Origin of the sequence: Paraliomyxa miuraensis (assembly GCF_026337845.1) — a bacterium.
In the GTDB taxonomy this organism is placed as follows: Bacteria; Myxococcota_A; Polyangia; order Nannocystales; family Nannocystaceae; genus Paraliomyxa; species Paraliomyxa miuraensis.
In genome coordinates, this window is sequence record NZ_JAOVZF010000156.1 from 404756 (window position 1) to 423087 (window position 18332).

An 18332-nucleotide genomic window follows, 5' to 3' on the forward strand; every position below is an offset into this window, starting at 1 on the left:
CCCAGGGGCCGGATGACGGCCCAATGTGAGTCCAACCCCGGGCTCGTCCGCGGGCGGCGCGGGCTGGTACCGTACCCCCGATGACGGCCTCCCTGCGCCAGGCGTTCGTCACCGCCCTCGACGAGTCGGTGCGGGAGGCCCATGCCACGCATGCCGAGCTCGACGAGGCGCTCGAGGCGATGGCCCATGCTGCCGTGGAGGCCCGCGGCCCGCTCGGGGTGTCCTCCGAGGAGCTCGTGGCTCACGTGGCGCGGGTGGCCGGGACCAAGACCGACCCCGGCTCGCTGGCCTCGCTGCGCGCGGGCGATCTCTACCTCGCCTGCGCCTGCGCCAGCCCGGCCGGGCGGGATCGCGCGCTGGCCCTGTTCGATGCCGAGTACGGCCGCGACATCGACCTCGCGATCGCGCGCTCGGGCAACGTCAACCTCGGCAAGGACGAGTTCCGCCAGCTGCTGCGCGACAAGCTGTTCGTGCCCCGCGGCGAGCGGCCGCCCAAGATCGCCGACTACGCCGGACGCGGCGATCTTCGCAGCTGGGTGCGGGTGACCGCGCTGCGCATGATCGTGGACATCGTGCGCAGCAAGAACGCGGGCAAGGAGATCTCGGTGGAGACGGAGATGCTCGGGGCCATGCCCGCGCCCAACGAGGATCCCGAGCTCGACTACATCCAGCGGGTGTACAAGAGCGAGTTCAAGGACGCGCTGCAGTCGGCGTTCGGCAGCCTCACCCCACGCGAGCGCAACCTGCTGCGCCACCAGGTGATCCACGGCCTCAACATCGATCAGGTGGGTGCGATCTATCGGGTGCATCGCACCACCGCCTTTCGTTGGATCGAGAAGGCACGCAAGTCGCTCTTGCGCGAGACCCGGGCCGCGTTGATGAGCCGGTTGCGGGTGGGCAGCGGCGAGTTCCTCAGCATCATGCGGGTGGTCCAGGGAGACCTCGACGTCAGCATGCGACGCCTGCTCGTCTCGGAGATCGAAGCCGAGCCCGGCAGCGCCTCTCGCGACGATTGACGGTGGCTCTGGCGTCGGCGCTCGGGCGTCGGCGTGCGGTGGCCCGCCGCCCCGGCGGTGCTCTTGACGCTGGCCGAGACCCGGTGATAGGCGCCCTCGTGCATGGCCAGCGCCACCAGCAAGGAAAAGCCGCGCATCCTGTCGGGCGTGCAGCCCACGGGTCGGATCCACCTGGGCAACTACCTTGGGGCGCTGTCGGTGTGGCGCGAGCAGCAAGACGGCTACGAGTGCTTGTTCTGCGTGGTCGACCTGCATGCGCTGACGATCCCCGAGGTCGTGCGACCCGACGAGCTGCGTCGGAAGACCCGTGAGGTCTGCGCGCTCTATCTCGCGTCCGGCATCGATCCTGAGCGCTCCACCATCTTCGTGCAGAGCGAGGTCCACGAGCACGCCGAGCTGGCCTGGGTGCTGGGCTGCGTGACTCCGCTGGGGTGGCTCCATCGCATGACCCAGTTCAAGACCAAGTCCGACCAGCGCGAGAGCGTTGGCACCGGCCTGCTCACCTATCCGGTGCTGCAGGCGGCCGACATCGTGCTCTACCAGGCCGACCAGGTGCCCGTGGGTCAGGACCAGAAGCAGCACATCGAGCTCGCGCGCGACGTGGCCCAGCGCTTCAACCAGCTGTTCGGCGAGACGCTCACCGTGCCCGACGTGATGATCCGGGAGGTCGGCGCGCGGGTGATGGGCCTCGACGATCCCACCGCCAAGATGAGCAAGAGCGTGGGCGAGAAGGTCAAGGGCCACGCCATCGGCCTGCTCGACTCGCCCAAGGCGATCCGCAAGGCGTTCGGTCGCGCCGTGACCGACTCGGGCAACGTGGCGCGGTTCGAAGACGCCAGCCCCGGCGTGCTGAACCTGCTGACCATCTATCGGGCCATCACGGGCAAGCCCCGCGAGGAGATCGAGGCGACCTTCGACGGACAGGGCTACGGCCACCTCAAGATGGCCGTGGCCGACGTAGTGCTCGCCGAGCTCGAGCCGCTTCAGCAGCGCTGGAAGGAGATCATGGACGATCCGACCTACCTCGACGGCGTGCTCGACCGCGGCGCGGAGCGGGCACGAGAGATCGCGTCCAAGGTGCTCGTCGACGTCAAGCGAGCGGTCGGGCTCGGAAGATAGGCGACGCTCCCGAAGGGGCCGCCAAAGACAGTCCGGCGGAGCCGGCCTAGCGCTCGTCCCGAATGGGATGCGTCTCCTTCGCCACGTACGACAGCGAGCGACGCGCCTCGCCCACCGTTGCCTCGAGCTGCGCGAGGTTGCCCTCGAGCCGGGCCCGCTCCGTCGCCGGCTCGTTGCGGCTGAACTGCCGGGCGATCGCGACGATGAGCGGGAGCAAGACCACCTGGAACACGGTCAGGCCGCCCGCGCCGATCGCCGACAACAGCCACACCAACACCGACAGCGGCGCGGGCACGCGGGCCAGCGATCGCAGCCCCGAGGTGACCGCCAGCGCGGTCGTGGGCGGCTCGGCCACTGGCGGCTCCACCATCCGCGTCGGCGACACCGGGGTCGGCCTTCGCTCGCGCGCTGGTGCGTCCAGCAGCCGTCGTACCTCGGCCACGCTGCGCACGCGCTCCCTGGGATCGGGCTCGAGCATGTGCCGCAGCACCGGCTCGAGCGGCGGCGGCAGCGACAGCGCCGCGAGGTCGATGCGCAGGCCGTCGTGCGGCAGCTGGTCGGCCTCGGTCCCCGCGTGCAGGGCCACGATGGTGGCCCCGAGCGCGTAGAGGTCGGTCGCCGGACCGGCCTCGCCGTGGAGCTGCTCGGGTGCCATGTAGCCGAACGTGCCGATCACCGTGGTCCCGCCGTCCTGGTGCGCCGCTCGCTTGACCCCACCGAAGTCCACCAGGCGCAGCCGACCCTCGACGTCGAGCACGAGGTTGGCCGGCTTGATGTCGCGATGGATCACCGGCGGCGAAAGCCCGTGCAGGTACTCGAGGATCGTCAGCCCCTGGTCCAATAGAGCGCGAAGCCTGGCCGCCGACAGCCGCTTGCCCTCTGCGAGGTGCTGCCGCAGCGACCGGCCGTCGCAAAGCTCCATCACCAAAAAGAAGTCGCCCGTGCCCTCGCTCGAGTAGCTGTCGAGGAAGCGGGGGATCCCCGGGTGATCGAGGGTTCGAAGCACCGCCACCTCGCGCTCGAACAGATCGAAGCGCTTCCAGTCGCCGCCCACGTCGCGCAGCGACAGCACCTTGATGGCGACCTGCTGCGACGTGGCTCGATCGACCGCACGGAACGTGTGCCCGCTACCTCCACGACCCAGCGGGTCCATGATCTGGTAGCGCTCGAGCGGGTTGTCGAAGGCTTCGGCCACGGCGTGGGCGTTCTACCGCGAAACGACCAGCCGCTCAGCCCCTCAGCTCTCGCAGGGGGTCAGCCCCCGCATCTCGCTCTGCACGAAGCTGCGGATGAACTCCTCGACGCTCGGCACGGGGAAGTTGGGGTGCTGCTCGCTGACGCGACCGGTGATGAGCAGCATTGCCAGGCCGTGATTGGAGGCCCACAGCAGGAACGGAGACGTTGCCACGTCGATGTCGACGCGGAGCTTGCCCTGCTCCTTGCCGACCTGGAACGCGCTCTGCACCTTCACCTGCGGGTACAGCAGGACCTCGCGCTCCTCGTCGGTGAGCGAGTCGTAGTCGACGAGGTCGCCGCCGAACAGCAGCGAGTAGAGCCAAGGATTGGAGCGTGCGAAGTTGATGTAGGCCAGCGCCGACTCGCGGATCTGATCGAGCGGATCGGTGTGGTCGAACGCCGGCGCGACGGACCGGTTCATCAGCGCGAGGCCATGGAAGCGAATGGCCCGGAGGATCGAAGCCTTCCCCTCGAAGTGCTGGTACAACGCGGTGGCGCTGACGCCCAGACGGGCTGCGATCCCGCGCATCGTAAGGCCTTCCTCTCCGAGCTCAGTACCGAGCTCGATGGCGGCCTGAACGATGGCCTCCTTCAACGAGTTATGGTTGGCTGCCCCGGGCTTTTCGCCCCGGTTTCCCTCTTCTGCCGGTTCGCCATTCACCACACTGACACCGTACCACACAAGGTCCGCCGCCTGGGTCGCGAATCGAACGTCGTTACCGATCTCGATCGCCATCGGGTGACGATCTCCTCGAGTCGGTCGGCCCGGGAAACCCGCCGACGTGAGGGTTCCGATCTGGGACACTCCTCATGCAAGCCCAATGAACGGCCCGTCGGAATCTCGTGTGCGCATGAGTCGATTCGCCTCGTTCCACCGTGTCGATCCGACACGATCCACCGAAGATCGCGAAACTGCTAGCCTGCGCCGGTGCTCGATGTGCAGCACCAGGCACCCCTTGCGCCTCTCACGACCCTACGGCTTGGGGGCTGCGCGCGACACCTGATCGGCGTCAGCGACGAGCACGAGTTGATCGAGGCGCTTCGTTGGGCCGCGAGCGATGCGCTTCCCGTGTTGATACTCGGTGGAGGTTCCAACCTCGTGGTGCGCGATGGTGGCTGGGAAGGTGTGGTGATTCAAATTGGGCTACGTGGGCTAGTCATCGATCGGCCCACGGGTAGGGTGATGGTCGCGGCGGGCGAGCCCTGGGACGAGGTCGTGGCCCAAACAATCCAAGAAGGTCTGGCGGGTGTCGAGTGCCTCTCCGGGATCCCGGGCTTGGCCGGCGCAACCCCGATTCAGAACGTGGGGGCCTACGGCCAGGAGATCTCCGAGGTGATCACCGCCGTGCACGTGTGGGACCGGCGAGCCGGCCAACGTCGGGTGCTGACCCCGTCGTCGTGCGCGTTCGGCTACCGCGACAGCGCCTTCAAGCGCGACCCCGAAGCGGCGGTGGTGCTCGCGGTCGAGCTCCAGCTACGTCCCGGCGGCGACGCCACCCTGCGCTACGCCGAGCTTCGGCGCTCGCTCGAGCAAGGCGGCCGGCCATCGCTCGCACGCGTGCGAGAGCACGTGCTCGCGCTGCGACGCAGCAAGTCGATGGTGCTCGATGCGGACGATCCCAATTCTCGAAGCGCGGGCTCGTTCTTCACCAACCCCGTGGTGGCGCCTTCGCAGGTCGAGGCGCTGGTCGAGCAGGTGGTGCGCGAGGGCGTGGTCGATCGCGCCGATGCGGTGCCGCGCCATCCCACCGAGGACGGAAGAGTGAAGCTCCCCGCGGCATGGCTCATCGAGGCCGCGGGCTTTCGCAAGGGCGATCGCCGCGGTGCGGTCGGGATCTCCAGTCGGCACGCGCTGGCGCTGGTGCACCACGGCGGCGGCCGAACTGGGGAGCTGCTGGCATTCGCCGACGAGATCACCGCGAGGGTGCGCGAGCGCTTTGGCATCGAGCTGCAGCCCGAGCCGGTGATCGTGGGCGAGCCCTGGGCAGGCGGAGCCGCCAAGCGCTAGTCCCACGCGGGTTCCAGGTAGATCACCCCGCCCTTCATCACCATCGCAGGGCGCTCGAGCACCTCGATGTTCGCGAGCGGATCGCCCTCCACCACCACCAGGTCGGCATGCAGGCCCTCCTCCACCCGGCCCACGTCGCGAAGGCCCAGCAGCTCCGCGGCGCGCGAGGTCCCGGCCACGATCGCGTCCATCGGCGTCATGCCCAGCTCCACCATGGTGGTCAGCTCCTTGCCGTTGTCGCCGTGGGCGAAGACCCCTGCGTCGCTGCCCAGGGCGATCTTCACCCCGCCCTCGTAGGCCAGCCGAAAGCTGCGGCGCATCTTGGGGGCGATCTCCCGCGCCTTGCGGGCGGAGTCCTCCGAGAGCTTGCCCGCGTCCGCCTGCCGCTCGACGGCCTTGGCCACGTAGACCGTGGGCACCAGGAACGTGCCGCGCTCGACCATCATGCGCACGCTCGGCTCGTCGAGGATGCTGCCGTGCTCGATGCTGTGGACCCCGGCCTCCACCGCCTCGCGGATCCCCTGGTTGCCGTGGGCATGGGCGGCCACCTTGCGCTCGGCTCGGTTGGCCGCATCCACGGCGGCGCGCAGCTCCTGCGGGTCGAGCTGCGCAGCCCCGACCGCGTCGCCCTGCGACATCACGCCCCCCGTGGCGCACACCTTGATCACGTCGGCACCGTGCTTGATCTGGTACCGCACCGCCTTGCGCACCTCCTCGGGCCCATCGGCCACGCCGTGGCGGTAGTCCTGGGCCTGCGGCATCACGTCGGGATGCATCGCGTTGGTGTCGTCGCAGTGGCCGCCGGTGATGCCGATGGCGTGGTTGGCGACCAGCATGCGCGGCCCGGGCACCAGGCCGTTGGCGATCGCGTCTCGCAGCGCGCGGTCGGCCAGCGAGCCCCCCACGTTGCGCACGGTGGTGAAGCCGGCCAGCAGCGTGGCCCGGGCATTGCTGGCGCCCAGGAGCGCATGATCGGCGAGCGTGCGGCCGAGGTCGTCGACCACCCCCTGGGCGTAGCTCGCCGGCGGTGACGCGCTCAGGTGGACGTGGGCGTCGATGAGACCGGGGAGCAGCGTGCGTCCGTGCAGCTCGATGACCTGCGCTCCTTGGGGCGGTGGAAGACCGGGGCCGATCTGGGCGATCCTTCCCCGCTCCACCAGCACGTCGACGTGCTCGCGGGGAGCGGCCCCCGTGCCATCGATGAGCCGCGCGTCGCGAAGCAGCACGGTGGGGGCCTCGCAGGTCGCGGTGGCACAGGGCCTCGTGCTCGACGGCTCGGCCCCAATGCTCGAGGCGGCCGCGAGCGGTGGGATCGCAGCCACGATCGGCGGTGGAACGGAGGCATCGGCCGACGAGCGCACGCAGGAGGCGAGCGCGAGCACGCCGATCGACGAAACGACCAGGGAGCCGAGCGAAGGGCCGAGCAACGGGCGCCGCATGGAGCTCACGGTAGCTCGCTCCGGTGCCAGAACCAAAGGCGGGGCTACGGTGCGCCGACGTCCGTGGAGGCCGGGTCCGCGGCGTCGTCGTCCTGGCTCGGGCACGCGCAGCCCCAGCTCTCGGGGAGCGAGGGGCACATGGTCTCCGCCATCAGGCGATGCCCATCCGCGTTGGGGTGGATGTGATCGAAGCTGTGGAGCTCCTTGCGCATGTACCAGCGGGGAATCTCCGCCACCTCGCGCGCATCGGCCTCGAGCTTGGTCTGGCGCTGCAGCTCGTCGAGGTCGGAGTGGGCGCGCTGCCACTCCTTGCTCTTGGCCAGCATCTGCCGCACCTCGTCGAGGTCGCGCAGCGGTGCCTCGCGGTCGCGAAGCGGCGAGTCGTGGAGATCGATCGATACGTCGGGCAGCTCGCTGGGGTCCCACGGGGCATCGGCGGCCACGCGCCGCTTGCTGGCCAGCGCGCCCAGGGCCTGCTCGGGATCGAGGCGCCCCATGATGAAGTCGACCACCGCTCGGGTCGTGCGCAGGCTCTTGAGGCCGTTGACGTCGCGCCAGCGCTTGTCCTGGTCCGACCCCCACGGCGTCAGCGTCAGGCCCACCACCTTCATGCCCCGACGATGGGCCAGCTCGAACAGGCGACGCATGTGGTGGTTGGTCGAGCGGGGGTTGCCCACGCTGTTGAGCCCGCCGCCGAACACCAGCCAGTGCTCTTGCCCCTCGACGTTCCAGCGCAGGTGGCCGTTGTCGATCACCTGCTGTTCGAAGCGCTCCTTGAGGGCCCACGCGCCCAGACCCGTCTTGGAGATGTTGCGCACCTCGACGTTGGCGCACAGGTTCTCGAGCTGCTCGGCGTAGGGCTGGCGCGGCCACGCACCGATCGAGCCCGCGAGCACCACCACCTTCACCGGCTTGTCGTCGTGACGAAAGCGCCAGGTGGGCGGGGGCTCGGCGGGCTCGTTGGCGCCCTCTTCGGTGGCGGCATCGGGGGGCTCGGCGTGGGCCGTGGGCGCGCTCGTGAGGGCCAGCAGGGCCACGGCGAGGGAGAACAGGCGGGAGCTCCGCGATCCTCGGGTCGACATCGGCGCTAGGACCCCCGAAGGGCTCTGGGTATTCGTTCGTGGAGCCAAGGGCATCGATCTGGTCTTCGAGCTGAGCTTCGAGCTAGGGAACGACGGTGAACTCGTGGTGAGCGAGCTCCACGCCGTCGGAGGACAGGATGCGCACGGTCCAGTCGCCGATGTACTCGGAGCGCAGGACCAGGTAGCCGCGCGTGCGGTAGGCGTGCATGGGAAGGACCACCATCTTGCTGCGTCGCGTGGAGCCGCCGTGCTTCTCCCACAGGACCTGCAGCTCTTCCTTCTCGCGTGGGTGGACCACGCGAACGCAGACGCCGGCTCGCTCGCGTGCGCTCACCGAGAAGTCGTCGGGCTTGCCCGAGCACGTGGCTCCCGTGGTCTCCGAGCCCATGGCGATGTGATCGATGTGGATCCCGCTGGCTCCGATCCCGCCCACGGGCGGACGATCGGAGGGGCTGACGGGGAGGCGGCGGAAGACGGCGGCGATCTCCGGAGGGGTCCCCGATGGCGGCTCCCGAGGATCGCCCGTGCGGGCCTCGGCGTTGGGGTTGGGCGACTCGTCTCGGTTGGCGTCGTGAGGGCCGGCGTCGTCGCCCTCGCTCGGCTGCGTCTCGATGGCCGAGCCCAGATCGGGGACGTGGGATGGAGCGGAGCGCGTGGGCTCGGGGGCCGTCACCGGTGCCTGCGTCTCGGGGCGCCCGTCGTTGCTCGAGCCCTCCTGCGTCACGAGATGGGTCACCGCTCCCAGGGCGAGCGCGCCCGCGCCGATCCATGCCCACGGTAGACCGCGAGCCGCGGGTGAAGGGGTCGAAGGGCCGGGCTCGAGGGGGCGAGAGGCACGGGCGGGTACGTCCTGGCTCGATGGGCGTGGACGAGTCGTGGTGGATGCAGGCTTGGGTTCGTCGCCTTCCATCAGGCGCGCCATCTCGTCATCGGCTCGCGCGTGAAGGGTTGCACTCGTGGCCGCAGTCAGCGAGGGCGGCGTGCTGCTCGTGCTCGGCTCGCCCGCAGGAGGCTCGCCAGCAGGGGGCTCGCCCGTGGAAGCCGCCCGACCGGAATCCTCCTCGTCCTTCCCGGTCTCCTCGACGAGCGCATCCCAGGCCGCATCGACCGCGTTGGGCTCGTCCGCAGGAGGCCGGGCGTCGTCGGACCCGCCCGTCATGCCCCTGCATCCTGCCAGAACGCTCGCCACGGGCAAACCGGCCGGTCCGCGGCGTGCTTGCCGATCTTCGCCCACGAGTCTAAGTCTTGGGCGATGCTGGACAATTTCCGGTGGCCCCCCAGGCTTGCGCTTGCGTTCGCGCTCGCGACGATCCCGCTCGGGTGCGATCCCAACCTCCCGCCCGAGCTGCCGGACACCGAGCCGGTCGAGCGCGTACCCGAGCCGGTGGTTCCGGCCGAAGGCGACGTCAGTCGCAACCTGTTGCAGGCGTACATCGATCGCGATCCCGACGTGGTCGGCACGCGAGTGGTTGGCGACCAAGTGCGAGTGCCCGTGACCTGGGAGGACGAGTCGCGAACCTGGCGGCTGCCGTTCCAATCCAAGCGCCTCACGGCCGCCTTGCTCATCGCTGCGGCCCACGATCGACTCGACGGCCTGGGCTTCATCCTCACGCCCGACGCACGGTGGGGCTGGCCCGATCGTCGTCGAGTCGGCTCGCGCCCCATCTTCGCCGGCGATGACGGCGAGGCGTTCTTCCAGGCGTTTCGTCGCGCCGCCATGCGATTGCCCCATGACGCGAACTGGCGCAGCTATCCCGTGCCGCCCGGGATCCAGATGCTCCACGCGACCGGAGCCGAGCCCATGTGGACCGTCTTTGCCGAGGGACAGGCGACCATGATCGCGATGCACCTGGTCATCTACCGCGGCCAGGCGCGCGTCGACTACGTGGGCTTCTTCGAGGAGCTGCCGTCGGAGTATCCCGATATGTCGGCCTATGGGCCCATGCCCCCGGTGGTGCCTCCTCGTCGGCCTCCGCCCGGCGCAGCGGAGGCCGGGCGCTCGGGGCGCTGAGGCTCGTCCTGCCGTCGAGCTCGTGCCCGCATCCACGCCTCCACGCGTCGTCGGTAGGGAGAGCGAGGGTAGCGATCGAGGAACACCTGGGGAGGCAGCTCGCCCTCCTCCACTCGCTCGGCATCTCGCTCCTGTCGCGCCAGCGCGGCATCGGCCGCCAAGGTGCGCGCGGTGTCGGCCCGAGGGTGTCGCGGGTGCTGCACCACGAACAGCCCCGGCGCACCACGACCACGCTGCAACCACGTCAGGTGCCAGTCGGCGCGGAGCCGCAGCAGCTCGTCGAGGTCCACGTGGCCGGCCCAGCCGCCGTCGCCCAGCTCGAGGCGGGCGTATCCGTCGAGGGATCCCTTGCCCAGCGCTCGCAGGGCCCGGTCGACCGCCCCGAAGCGCACGGAGACCCGCCCGTCGCGGTCGGCTCGCACTGGAGGGAGCGGCTCGTGCCGGCGACCGGCGCGATCGATGAGCACCAACGACAGCTCCCCTTGGTGCCGGCGCAATCGGCAGCCGGCCTCGTCCACGTCGGTGCGGCGCAGCACGTCGCGATCGGGGTCGCGCAGCGGCCACTGCCGGCAGCGCCGGGCCACGCCGAGCACCAGACGCAGCCGTGCGAGATCCACCTCGCGGCGCTCCACGAAGCCGAACGCGTCCTGGCGACGGACCAGCGCTCGCCCGACGAGCTCCCGATCCGCACGGCAGCCCTCGCCGAGCCGGCGGCCCTCGGTGAGCTCGGCCAGCACCTGGGCGCGACAATTCGGGGTGAGCTCGACCGACAGCCCCGCGACCGCCGTCAGCTCCGCTCGAACCGGACGCAGCTCGACCGGGGAGGTGGCGGCGGCCGGGCTCGCGGCGCCAAGCGCCAGTCCCAGCCCGAGCCCCAGCGGCGATGAGCGGACCCACGGCAACGCCGCCCGAGGCTAGCAGGCCCACCCGGGCTCGCACCACACGGCACCGCCCCTTGACGACCCGGTGGGCCCGGGCAAGCCTGCCCCGCGTGCGAAGCCTCGTGTTCTCGTGGATGGCCCTGGCCGGGCTCGGTCTGCCGGCGGGATGCCTCAAGGTTCCCCCCGAGCTCGTGGATGAGCCCGACGGCACGGCCGCCGCGCCCAGCACTGCGGCCGAGGTGCTCGACCGCTACATCGAGGGCACCGGCGGAGAGAAGGCGCTGCGGGCGATCCCGGCACGGACCATCGAGGCCCGGATGATCATTCGCGCCCAGGAGGGTTGCTCGCCCGGCGATGAGTCCTGCCTGTCCGAGGATCAGGTGGGGTCGTTCCTGCTGCGCACCACCGCCGACGGCAAACTCTATCGCCGCACCGTGCTCGGCGAGCAGGTCGAGGAGAAGGGCTTCGACGGCAAGGTCGGCTGGCAGCTCGCCGGGGACGTCGTGCGGCTCGAGAACGACGACGAGCTCGAGCTGTCGCAAGAAGACGCCGTGCTCCACTGGTACTTCGACCTCGAGTCCCGCGGCATCGAGGTGACCCTCGCCCGCCCGCGCAAGGAGGACAGCGAGGGCCAGGTCGCCGTGCTCGACGGCGTGCACTGGGAGATGCCCGGCAGCGCGGCCAGCCCCAAGACCATGTGGTTCGATCGCGCCACGGGCCTGCTGCGCGAGGAGGTCGTCGAGGAGGGCGAGGGCGACGAGGTGCAGCGCCAGACCATCGTCTACGACGACTACCGCGAGCTCGACGGGATCCAGGTCCCCCACCTGATCCGCGTGATCAACGAGCTCGGCGACATGCAGCAGATCGTCGAATTCGTCACCCAGCGGGTCGATCACGGCAAGGTCGAGCCCACCCTGTTCGCGCTGCCCGAGCTGCCTCCGCCCGAGCCGCTGCCCGATCAACGCCTGTCGATCCTGCGGGGGGCCGTTGCCGCGGCCAAGGCCGAGCCCGACGACGCCGCCGCCCAGATCGCCCTCGCCCGCGCCGCGTGGCAGGCCGCCCACTTCGACACCGTGATGGAGGCGACCAGGGCCACCCTCGCCCTCGACGCCAGCGAGCCCGAGGCCATGGTCCTGCTCGCGCGTACGCACGTGCTCCGCGGAGAGCTCAAGGAGGCGCTCACGGTGCTGCGCAAGGCCGAGTCGGCCGGTCTCAAGCCCAGCCTCGCGGCCCGCGAGGAGGCGTGGATCCACTATCGCCGCCGCGACTATCCCAAGCTCGCCAAGGCCCTCGATGCGGCGGGCGACCCCGTGCTCGCCGGGCGCTTTCGCAGCTTCGTGGGCAAGCCCGTGCAGACCACCTCGCCCAAGGGCAGCTGCGTGACCACCGTGCCCATGGTCGCCACCGAGCCGCTCGCCGTGGTCGAGATCGAGGTCGAGGGCGAGCCCGTCTCGGCCATCGTCGACAGCGGCGCATCCGATCTCATCCTCTCGGCCAAGTTCGCGACCGCGCGCGGGATCTCGGTGCGCCCGCTGGGCCAGACCCCGCCCGGCACCCCGACCGTCGGCTACGGCCAAGCCGAGACCATGACCGTGGGGGACATCGGCTTCGCCAACGTCCCCGTCGACGTGTTCGACGACCGGGCCATGGCCGACATGGCCGGCGACGCGCTGACCGACGTCAAGGCGGTGCTCGGCTTGAGCCTGCTGGCCGACTTCCAGGTCACCGTCGACGTCCCGGGCAAGGTGATCGAGCTGGTGGGCAGCCGCTGCAAGCCCGAGCAGCAGGCGCGTCGCGTCGGCGAGGGCGTGCCGTTTTGGCAGCACGAGACGCACTACCTCTACGTCATGGCGGAGCTCAACGACGCCGAGGGCATCTACCTGGTCAACACCGGCATGCGCGGGGCCGACTTCACCGCGACCACGCTCGCCTATCGCCACGGTGGCGTGGGCGCCCCGGTCGTCCGCGATGGCGTGGCGCCCATGGTCGACATCGCATCGTTCGCGCTCGGTGACACCCGCCTGACGGGTCTCGAGGCCGCCTACGGGTTCTTCGAGCAGACCTCCACCGTCGATGGCTTTCGCCTCGACGGCATGGTCGGCCTGGGCGTGATGGGTCGCCGTCGCTGGACGATCGACTTCGACACCCGGCGGATCTACTTCGTCGGCGGCGCATCGGCCATGCCCGCCAAGGAGGCCGAGCCGGCCCCGGGCAAGGCCGCCAAGCCAAGCAAGGCCAAGGCCGAGCCGGCCCCGGGCAAGGCCAAGCCAGCCAAGAAGGCCGCGCCCGAGCCCAAGCCATGACCTCGTCCGCTCCGTCGACCGTCTACCGAGCCGCGCACGGCGTGATCGATGGCGCGTGGGTCGATGCGCCGTGGCTGCTCGTCGATGCGAGCGGAACCATCCTTGCCACCGGCCACGCGGGCGACGACCTCCAGGGCAGCCCGCCATCGCCACCCGAGCCCGCCGCGACCGCGACCACCGTCACCCGCGATCTGGGCCCGGTCGCGCTCCTGCCCGGCTTGGTCGACGCCCACAGCCATGCGTTCCAGCGAGCCATCCGCGGTGCCACCCACCGCCGTGGGGCCAGCGATCCCTCCTCGTTCTGGAGCTGGCGCGAGGCCATGTATCGCTGCGCCGAGGGCCTCACCCCCGAGGGCCTCTACGAGATCACGCGACAGGCCTACGCCGAGATGCTCGCCGCCGGAATCACCTGCGTGGGCGAGTTCCACTACCTCCACCACCAGCCCGGAGGGCGGCCCTACGACGATCCCAACGAGCTGTCCTGGCAGGTGCTACGAGCGGCCGCCGACACGGGCATTCGCGTGGTGATGCTCGAGGTGCTCTACCTGCGCGCGGGGCATGGCCGCGAGCCGCTCCCCGAGCAGCGCCGCTTCTGCGACGCCGACGTCGACGCCTATCTGCGTCGCGTCGACGACCTGCGCACGCGCGGGGTGGAGCTCGGCCTGGCGCCCCACAGCATCCGCGCCGTGCCGCGGCCCGCCCTCGAGGCGGTTGCGGGCTATGGTCTGTCCCACGGGCTGCCGCTGCACACCCACCTCGGCGAGCAGCCGCGCGAGAACCACGAGTGCCACGCCGAGCACGGACACAGCCCCGCTCAGGTGTTCGCCGACGCCGGCTACTGCCAGCGCTCGCGCGCGTTCACGGCCGTGCATGCCGTACACACCGACGCGGCCGATCATCGCCTGCTCGCCCACCAACACGTCTGCGCCTGCCCGACCACCGAGGCCGATCTCGGCGATGGCATCGTGCCCGCGGTGGAGCTGCGCGAGGCCGGGATCGAGCTGTCGCTCGGCAGCGACAGCAACGCGGTGATCGACCTGATCCAGGAGGCGCGCCTGCTCGAGATGCACGAGCGGCTGCGCGGCCAGGCTCGCCTGCGGCTGTGCGACGGCCTCGGCTCCGTGGGCCCCGTGCTGCTGCGCATGGCCACCGAGGGCGGCGCATCCTCGCTGGGTCGGGCCGATCGCTCGGGCCGGCTCGCCGTGGGCCGCCCCTTCGATGCCCTCACCGTGGGCCTGGACCTGCCGTTCTTTCGCGGCGTGGCCCCGCGACACGTGCTCGACGCCTCGATGTGCGCGGGGACGGCCGCGGTGGTGCGGCACGTGTTCGTGGGTGGCATCGAGCGGAGCCATGCGGTCTAGCCGGCGATGGGGAGCGATCGCAGTGGCCTTGGGCGTGGGTCTGTCCTGCGCCAAGCGGACGGACGAGCGCGTGCGCAAGGCCTGGGGCAACGCGAGCAAGGCCCCCGCGGAGGGGCCGAGCGACCGCGGGGGGCCCGACGACGCGCAGGGTGGCGACACCGAAGCCCAGCCCATACGGGTTGGCTGGGAGCGCCTCGAAGAGATCCTCGACACCGCACTGTCCGAGACGGCCGTCGGCACCGACGACGAGACCATGGCGCGCCTCGCGGAGCGCTGGTGTCAGGTGCAGCCCGTACCCCGGGACACCGCCGACGGACCAGTCCTGGTGTGCATCCCCAATCCCCCGGTCCAGATCGACGGCCATGCGTTCACCCTCGAACTGGGCGGCGAGGGTGTGATAGGTCTCGTGGCCACGGAGCTCTCCCTCGCGGACGGCTCCGCGCTGGCCGAAGAGGCCGTTCGCAAGACCGAGCACTGGTGCACCCGCCCGTGGACCGACGCAACCCCTCGTCCCACCGCCGACCAGCCGCCGCCGCCCACGGCCGATCGACTCTTCACGTGTCCCGTGGAGGGCAGCGCGCTGCTGGTGGTGGCCCGCTTCGTCACCGACGAGGCCACGGGCCTGTGGCAAGTCTCGGTGGCCGTGATCGACGCGAGCTGACGCCATGACCGACCTCTCCCCTTCCACGCTCCCCACCAAGCACGGCGGGATCTTGATCCCGCTCGACCCCTTCCGTGTCAGCCACCTCGCGGCCGTCGCGGCCGAGTTGCTGGTGAGCAAGGCACGAGACATCACCGACGCGAGGCTGGTCCTCACGCGCCACCCACGGACACAGCTGGTGCTCGGGCACATCGAGGGCAAGGTCGTCGGAGACGACCCCGTCGCGTTCTGGCGCGAGAACGCAGACATCGCCGTGGCCATGAGCCAGGTGCTCCCGCGCCAGTGCTTCATGTACTACGTGCAGAGCGCTCCGCCGCAGGAGCGCCGAGAGGCCTTCCTCGTCGCGCAGCGAGGCCAGGTGCTCGCGGCGGACGAGGGCAGCATCGATCGCCAGGCGCCCGGGGCCGAGCACTGGCCGGTCGAGAAGCTGTGCGAGCAGCTACGGCTCGACGTGGACGAGCTGGCCAGCGGCTTTGCGGGTGGTCCGAGCATCGAGATTCCGTTGCTCGAGCCGAACGTGGACGACCAGACCATGCTGATGACGCTCGCGGGCCAATCTCCCGCGGGCGGCGATCCCGAGGAGGCTGCGCCCGCGGCCGCCGCCGACAAGGGCGCGGGGGGGCAGGGCGCGGCTCCGGCCAAGCCCAAGCTGTCCGTGTCCGAGGATCTCAAGCGCCGCGAGCAGGAGCGCGCCGCCGAGGAAGTCGAGCAGCAGCGCCGCGCCGCCGAGGTGGAGGCCCACGTTCCCTATGTGGTGGACGAGCTGGGCATCGTCGCGTGCCCCAGGGCGGAGCTGTCCGAGCCCGATCTCTTGGAGCCGTTCATCCTCTCCAAGATCGTGGGAGATCTGCCAGCGGGGCTGCCTCGCGATCGAACCGACGGGCTGCAGGGCAAGCGCTGTGACATCGCGATTCGGGTGGACTTCCTCAGCGAGGTCTTCGTGGATAGCGCTCCGCTCGCCCGCCCCATGCTCGAGGAGCGGGCCGAGACTCGCACGATCGGCGGCCGCGAGCTCCAGGTGCTCGAGGTGCTCGCACCTCGGCTGGGATACGGAACGCTGGTGACCACGGGCAAGGCTCCGCACGTGTTCGTGTCGCGCAAGCCCGAGCTCGCGCTGCCCGAGTCGTTGGTGCTCGAGCTGCTCGGCTAGCGTCCTCGAGCAGGCCTGCCGATGCTCGGGCTGCGGCGCTGGGATGCCGCTGCGAAGGGATCTTCACCACGCACTTGCAGGGAGCGTCCCTGGTCGTGACACCTCGTTGGAGAGCGTGCCACGACCAGGACGAGCCGGCCTTGCGGGGTAGTGATCGACGGTCGAACGACGGCATCGAGGCCCGGCCCGTTCATGGTTGGGGCTCGGGCCTCGATGGGGCCACGCTACGAAGCGAGGCGGGCGCGGATGCTCGAGAGGATCTCCTCTTCACGCGCGCCCGTGGGCTCGGCGAGCTGGTTGCGGATCAACGTATCGAGGATCTCGCTGCGCTCGGGATGGGGGGGGAGGTGCTGGGAGAGGCCGAGCTTGCGGCTGGCCAGGACCTTGAGGAAGGGCTCGATCTTGCGGATCTCCTGGGCGATCCGCATCGTGACCGCCTTGCCTTCCCCACGCCGCGAAGAGAACTTGGGTGCGCAGCGCTCGACCGCGGCCACCAGCTCACGGGCGAGATCGATGTCGACGTTGTCCTCGACGCCGAAGCTGGCGACGACGATCGGCCGGCTCTGGGCCTTTCGAGTACCTTCTCCAGACCACCACACGTTGTGGGCAATGGAGAGGTAGGTTCGGCGGGTGTCACCGCAGCGGACTCGGTTCCTTCGTAGGTACATGGTCTAATCCCCGTGGGTTGGGGCCAGGCAAGGTCTAGGTCCTCTCCCGGCCGGGCTGGTTGGCGGGCTTCGACGAAGCCCAAGAGCAAAGCTTCAATCCAGCACCGCTTGGTCCCGGTAGCCCCGCGAGGGGTCGGAAGAGGCTCCAAACGCTTCCAATGGCCGTTATTGGCACGAATTCCAGGCTAGCGTGGGTTTTCGAGGGGGCCACTCCCATTTGCTCTCGTGAACGTAAAGAGCCCGAGATCATTGTGTAAACTGGATGTCAGTAATGACGCTTACTGATGGTGAAGTGCTTGAAATTGGGCTGGTTTCCAGAAAGGCGCGGGTCGCTGGGAGCCGGTCGATGCGTGGCTGCTAGGCTGCGTTCGATGGTGCGAACCTGCGCCGCATTGGGGATCTCTTCCGGCCTTCTGGCTCTGGTTGCGTGCGCGGGCCGGCCGGATGCCCCGCTGTCACTGACGTCGCCCATGGCGATGGAGGGCGAGGCCGACGAGCAGGCTGCATCACCGGTGGCGTCACCCTCGGTGGTCGAGTCGAGTGAGCTCGTGGTGGCGGAGCCCGCGGTGGCCGAGCCCCGCGAGCCGAATCCCTATATTGCTCCTCCGGTTCGTCGAGCCGGCGATCTGACGGTCGAAGCACCGCCACGCACGCGCGGCGACGTCTTCGGAGGTCGCTTGCGCAGCCACGTGGAGGGGGCGCTGTCCAAGGGAAGCCCGCGCGTATGGGTGGGTCCGCAGGTGCCTGGCTTCGTGCCCTTGATGGAAGAGACCGCCGAGCTGTTCCTGCTCGATCGCGTGGGCGACGAGTTCATGGCGTTCTATCGCGATCCCTACGGTGCGAGCAGCTGTGGGCTGGGCGGGGACGAGAACTGCCACTACTTCGTGCGCGCGTACGATGTGGAGGGCAACGAGCGCTGGCGGGTGAGCCTGCACGAGCTGTTGTCGGCCTCCACCTATCTCGAGGTGCAGGACATTCGCTGGGCCGACGGAACGCTCTACTTCAACGAGGCCTGCCAGAGCTACTCGAGCGGGGCAGGTGGCAAGTGCTCGGCGCTGGTGGCCTACGATCCGGCGACGAGCACGGTGCGGTGGCGAACGCGGTCGCTGGTGTCGAACGGTGAATTCCTGGTGCACGGCGACTACATCGTGACCGGCTACGGGTTCACGAACGAGCGCGACTACATCTACGTGGTGCGCCGTGGCGACGGCAAGATCATGCAGAAGCTCTCGGTGCCCAAGGCGGCCGAGCGCTTCGTGCTGACCGACGATGGTCTGCTCGAGGTGACGGTCTATCCGGGGACGCGGCACCTGTTCGCGCTGCGGGGGTGGGACGGGGCCAAGCCTCGCCTCGAGAAGGTCGAGCGTCCCAAGGCCACCGGGCGCGGCTGAGGGCGC

General features: G+C 70.1%; 16 protein-coding genes. 9 read left to right on the forward strand and 7 right to left on the reverse strand.

All coding sequences use genetic code 11. From position 1 onward, the window contains the following. Nucleotides 1-80 precede the first annotated feature (80 nt). Entirely contained in the window at nucleotides 81-1016 is a 936-nt protein-coding gene (locus OEB96_RS27190) for a sigma-70 family RNA polymerase sigma factor (RefSeq protein WP_266219667.1), read from the forward strand. 102 nt (nucleotides 1017-1118) lie between these two features. Continuing rightward, the gene (trpS, locus tag OEB96_RS27195) at nucleotides 1119-2135 is read left to right on the forward strand and encodes a tryptophan--tRNA ligase (protein WP_266219668.1); all 1017 of its coding nucleotides are present in this window, start codon (nucleotides 1119-1121) and stop codon (nucleotides 2133-2135) included. A gap of 46 nt (nucleotides 2136-2181) precedes the next feature. On the opposite strand, the gene OEB96_RS27200 is transcribed toward trpS, so the two are convergent. Together OEB96_RS27200 and OEB96_RS27205 are read right to left on the reverse strand one after the other, a co-directional pair. Next, nucleotides 2182-3330, reverse strand: coding sequence for a serine/threonine-protein kinase (locus tag OEB96_RS27200; protein WP_266219669.1), 1149 nt, complete (start codon nucleotides 3328-3330; stop codon nucleotides 2182-2184). A 42-nt stretch (nucleotides 3331-3372) separates the two neighbouring features. Beyond that, entirely contained in the window at nucleotides 3373-4107 is a 735-nt protein-coding gene (locus tag OEB96_RS27205) for a TetR/AcrR family transcriptional regulator (protein WP_266219670.1), read from the reverse strand. A gap of 201 nt (nucleotides 4108-4308) precedes the next feature. On the opposite strand from OEB96_RS27205, the gene OEB96_RS27210 reads away from it, so the two are divergent. Next, a complete protein-coding gene (locus OEB96_RS27210) occupies nucleotides 4309-5379 on the forward strand; it encodes a UDP-N-acetylmuramate dehydrogenase (RefSeq protein WP_266219717.1) in 1071 nt (356 codons plus the stop codon). Here the strand turns inward: OEB96_RS27210 and OEB96_RS27215 are convergent. The 3 genes from OEB96_RS27215 to OEB96_RS27225 form a co-directional block, all read right to left on the reverse strand. Beyond that, the gene (locus tag OEB96_RS27215) at nucleotides 5376-6818 is read right to left on the reverse strand and encodes a metal-dependent hydrolase family protein (RefSeq protein WP_266219671.1); all 1443 of its coding nucleotides are present in this window, start codon (nucleotides 6816-6818) and stop codon (nucleotides 5376-5378) included. The two genes, OEB96_RS27210 and OEB96_RS27215, sit on opposite strands and share 4 nt — an antisense overlap. 44 nt (nucleotides 6819-6862) lie before the next feature. Further along, nucleotides 6863-7900 (reverse strand): SGNH/GDSL hydrolase family protein, encoded by a 1038-nt coding sequence (locus OEB96_RS27220; RefSeq protein WP_266219672.1) that lies wholly within the window; start codon nucleotides 7898-7900, stop codon nucleotides 6863-6865. 82 nt (nucleotides 7901-7982) lie between these two features. Next, nucleotides 7983-9059: a DUF2914 domain-containing protein gene (locus OEB96_RS27225; RefSeq protein ID WP_266219673.1), complete on the reverse strand. Its 1077-nt coding sequence runs from the start codon at nucleotides 9057-9059 to the stop codon at nucleotides 7983-7985. Between the two features lie 93 nt (nucleotides 9060-9152). Between OEB96_RS27225 and OEB96_RS27230 the strand changes: the two genes are divergently transcribed. Continuing rightward, the gene (locus OEB96_RS27230) at nucleotides 9153-9911 is read left to right on the forward strand and encodes a hypothetical protein (protein ID WP_266219674.1); all 759 of its coding nucleotides are present in this window, start codon (nucleotides 9153-9155) and stop codon (nucleotides 9909-9911) included. Here OEB96_RS27230 and OEB96_RS27235 read toward each other — a convergent pair. Beyond that, nucleotides 9833-10813, reverse strand: a complete 981-nt coding sequence (locus OEB96_RS27235; protein ID WP_266219675.1) for a hypothetical protein — start codon at nucleotides 10811-10813, stop codon at nucleotides 9833-9835. The two genes, OEB96_RS27230 and OEB96_RS27235, sit on opposite strands and share 79 nt — an antisense overlap. An 89-nt stretch (nucleotides 10814-10902) precedes the next feature. Between OEB96_RS27235 and OEB96_RS27240 the strand changes: the two genes are divergently transcribed. Genes OEB96_RS27240 through OEB96_RS27255 form a run of 4 tightly spaced genes read left to right on the forward strand, consistent with a single transcriptional unit; the run spans nucleotide 10903 to nucleotide 16267 of the window. Further along, nucleotides 10903-13095 carry a retropepsin-like aspartic protease gene (locus tag OEB96_RS27240; protein WP_266219676.1) on the forward strand — a complete coding sequence of 731 codons (2193 nt, stop codon included), beginning with the start codon at nucleotides 10903-10905 and terminating at the stop codon, nucleotides 13093-13095. Next, a complete protein-coding gene (locus OEB96_RS27245; RefSeq protein ID WP_266219677.1) occupies nucleotides 13092-14456 on the forward strand; it encodes a formimidoylglutamate deiminase in 1365 nt (454 codons plus the stop codon). The genes OEB96_RS27240 and OEB96_RS27245 overlap by 4 nt, the downstream gene beginning before the upstream one ends. Nucleotides 14457-14478: 22 nt before the next feature. Continuing rightward, nucleotides 14479-15117 carry a hypothetical protein gene (locus OEB96_RS27250; protein WP_266219678.1) on the forward strand — a complete coding sequence of 213 codons (639 nt, stop codon included), beginning with the start codon at nucleotides 14479-14481 and terminating at the stop codon, nucleotides 15115-15117. A gap of 4 nt (nucleotides 15118-15121) precedes the next feature. Continuing rightward, nucleotides 15122-16267, forward strand: coding sequence for a hypothetical protein (locus OEB96_RS27255; RefSeq protein ID WP_266219679.1), 1146 nt, complete (start codon nucleotides 15122-15124; stop codon nucleotides 16265-16267). A 224-nt stretch (nucleotides 16268-16491) separates the two neighbouring features. Here OEB96_RS27255 and OEB96_RS27260 read toward each other — a convergent pair whose 3' ends face one another. Continuing rightward, nucleotides 16492-16935 (reverse strand): hypothetical protein, encoded by a 444-nt coding sequence (locus OEB96_RS27260; RefSeq protein ID WP_266219680.1) that lies wholly within the window; start codon nucleotides 16933-16935, stop codon nucleotides 16492-16494. A gap of 371 nt (nucleotides 16936-17306) precedes the next feature. Here OEB96_RS27260 and OEB96_RS27265 point away from each other — a divergent pair, with 371 nt between their 5' ends. Further along, nucleotides 17307-18326, forward strand: a complete 1020-nt coding sequence (locus OEB96_RS27265) for a PQQ-binding-like beta-propeller repeat protein (protein ID WP_266219681.1) — start codon at nucleotides 17307-17309, stop codon at nucleotides 18324-18326. The last annotated feature ends 6 nt before the right edge of the window (nucleotides 18327-18332 follow it).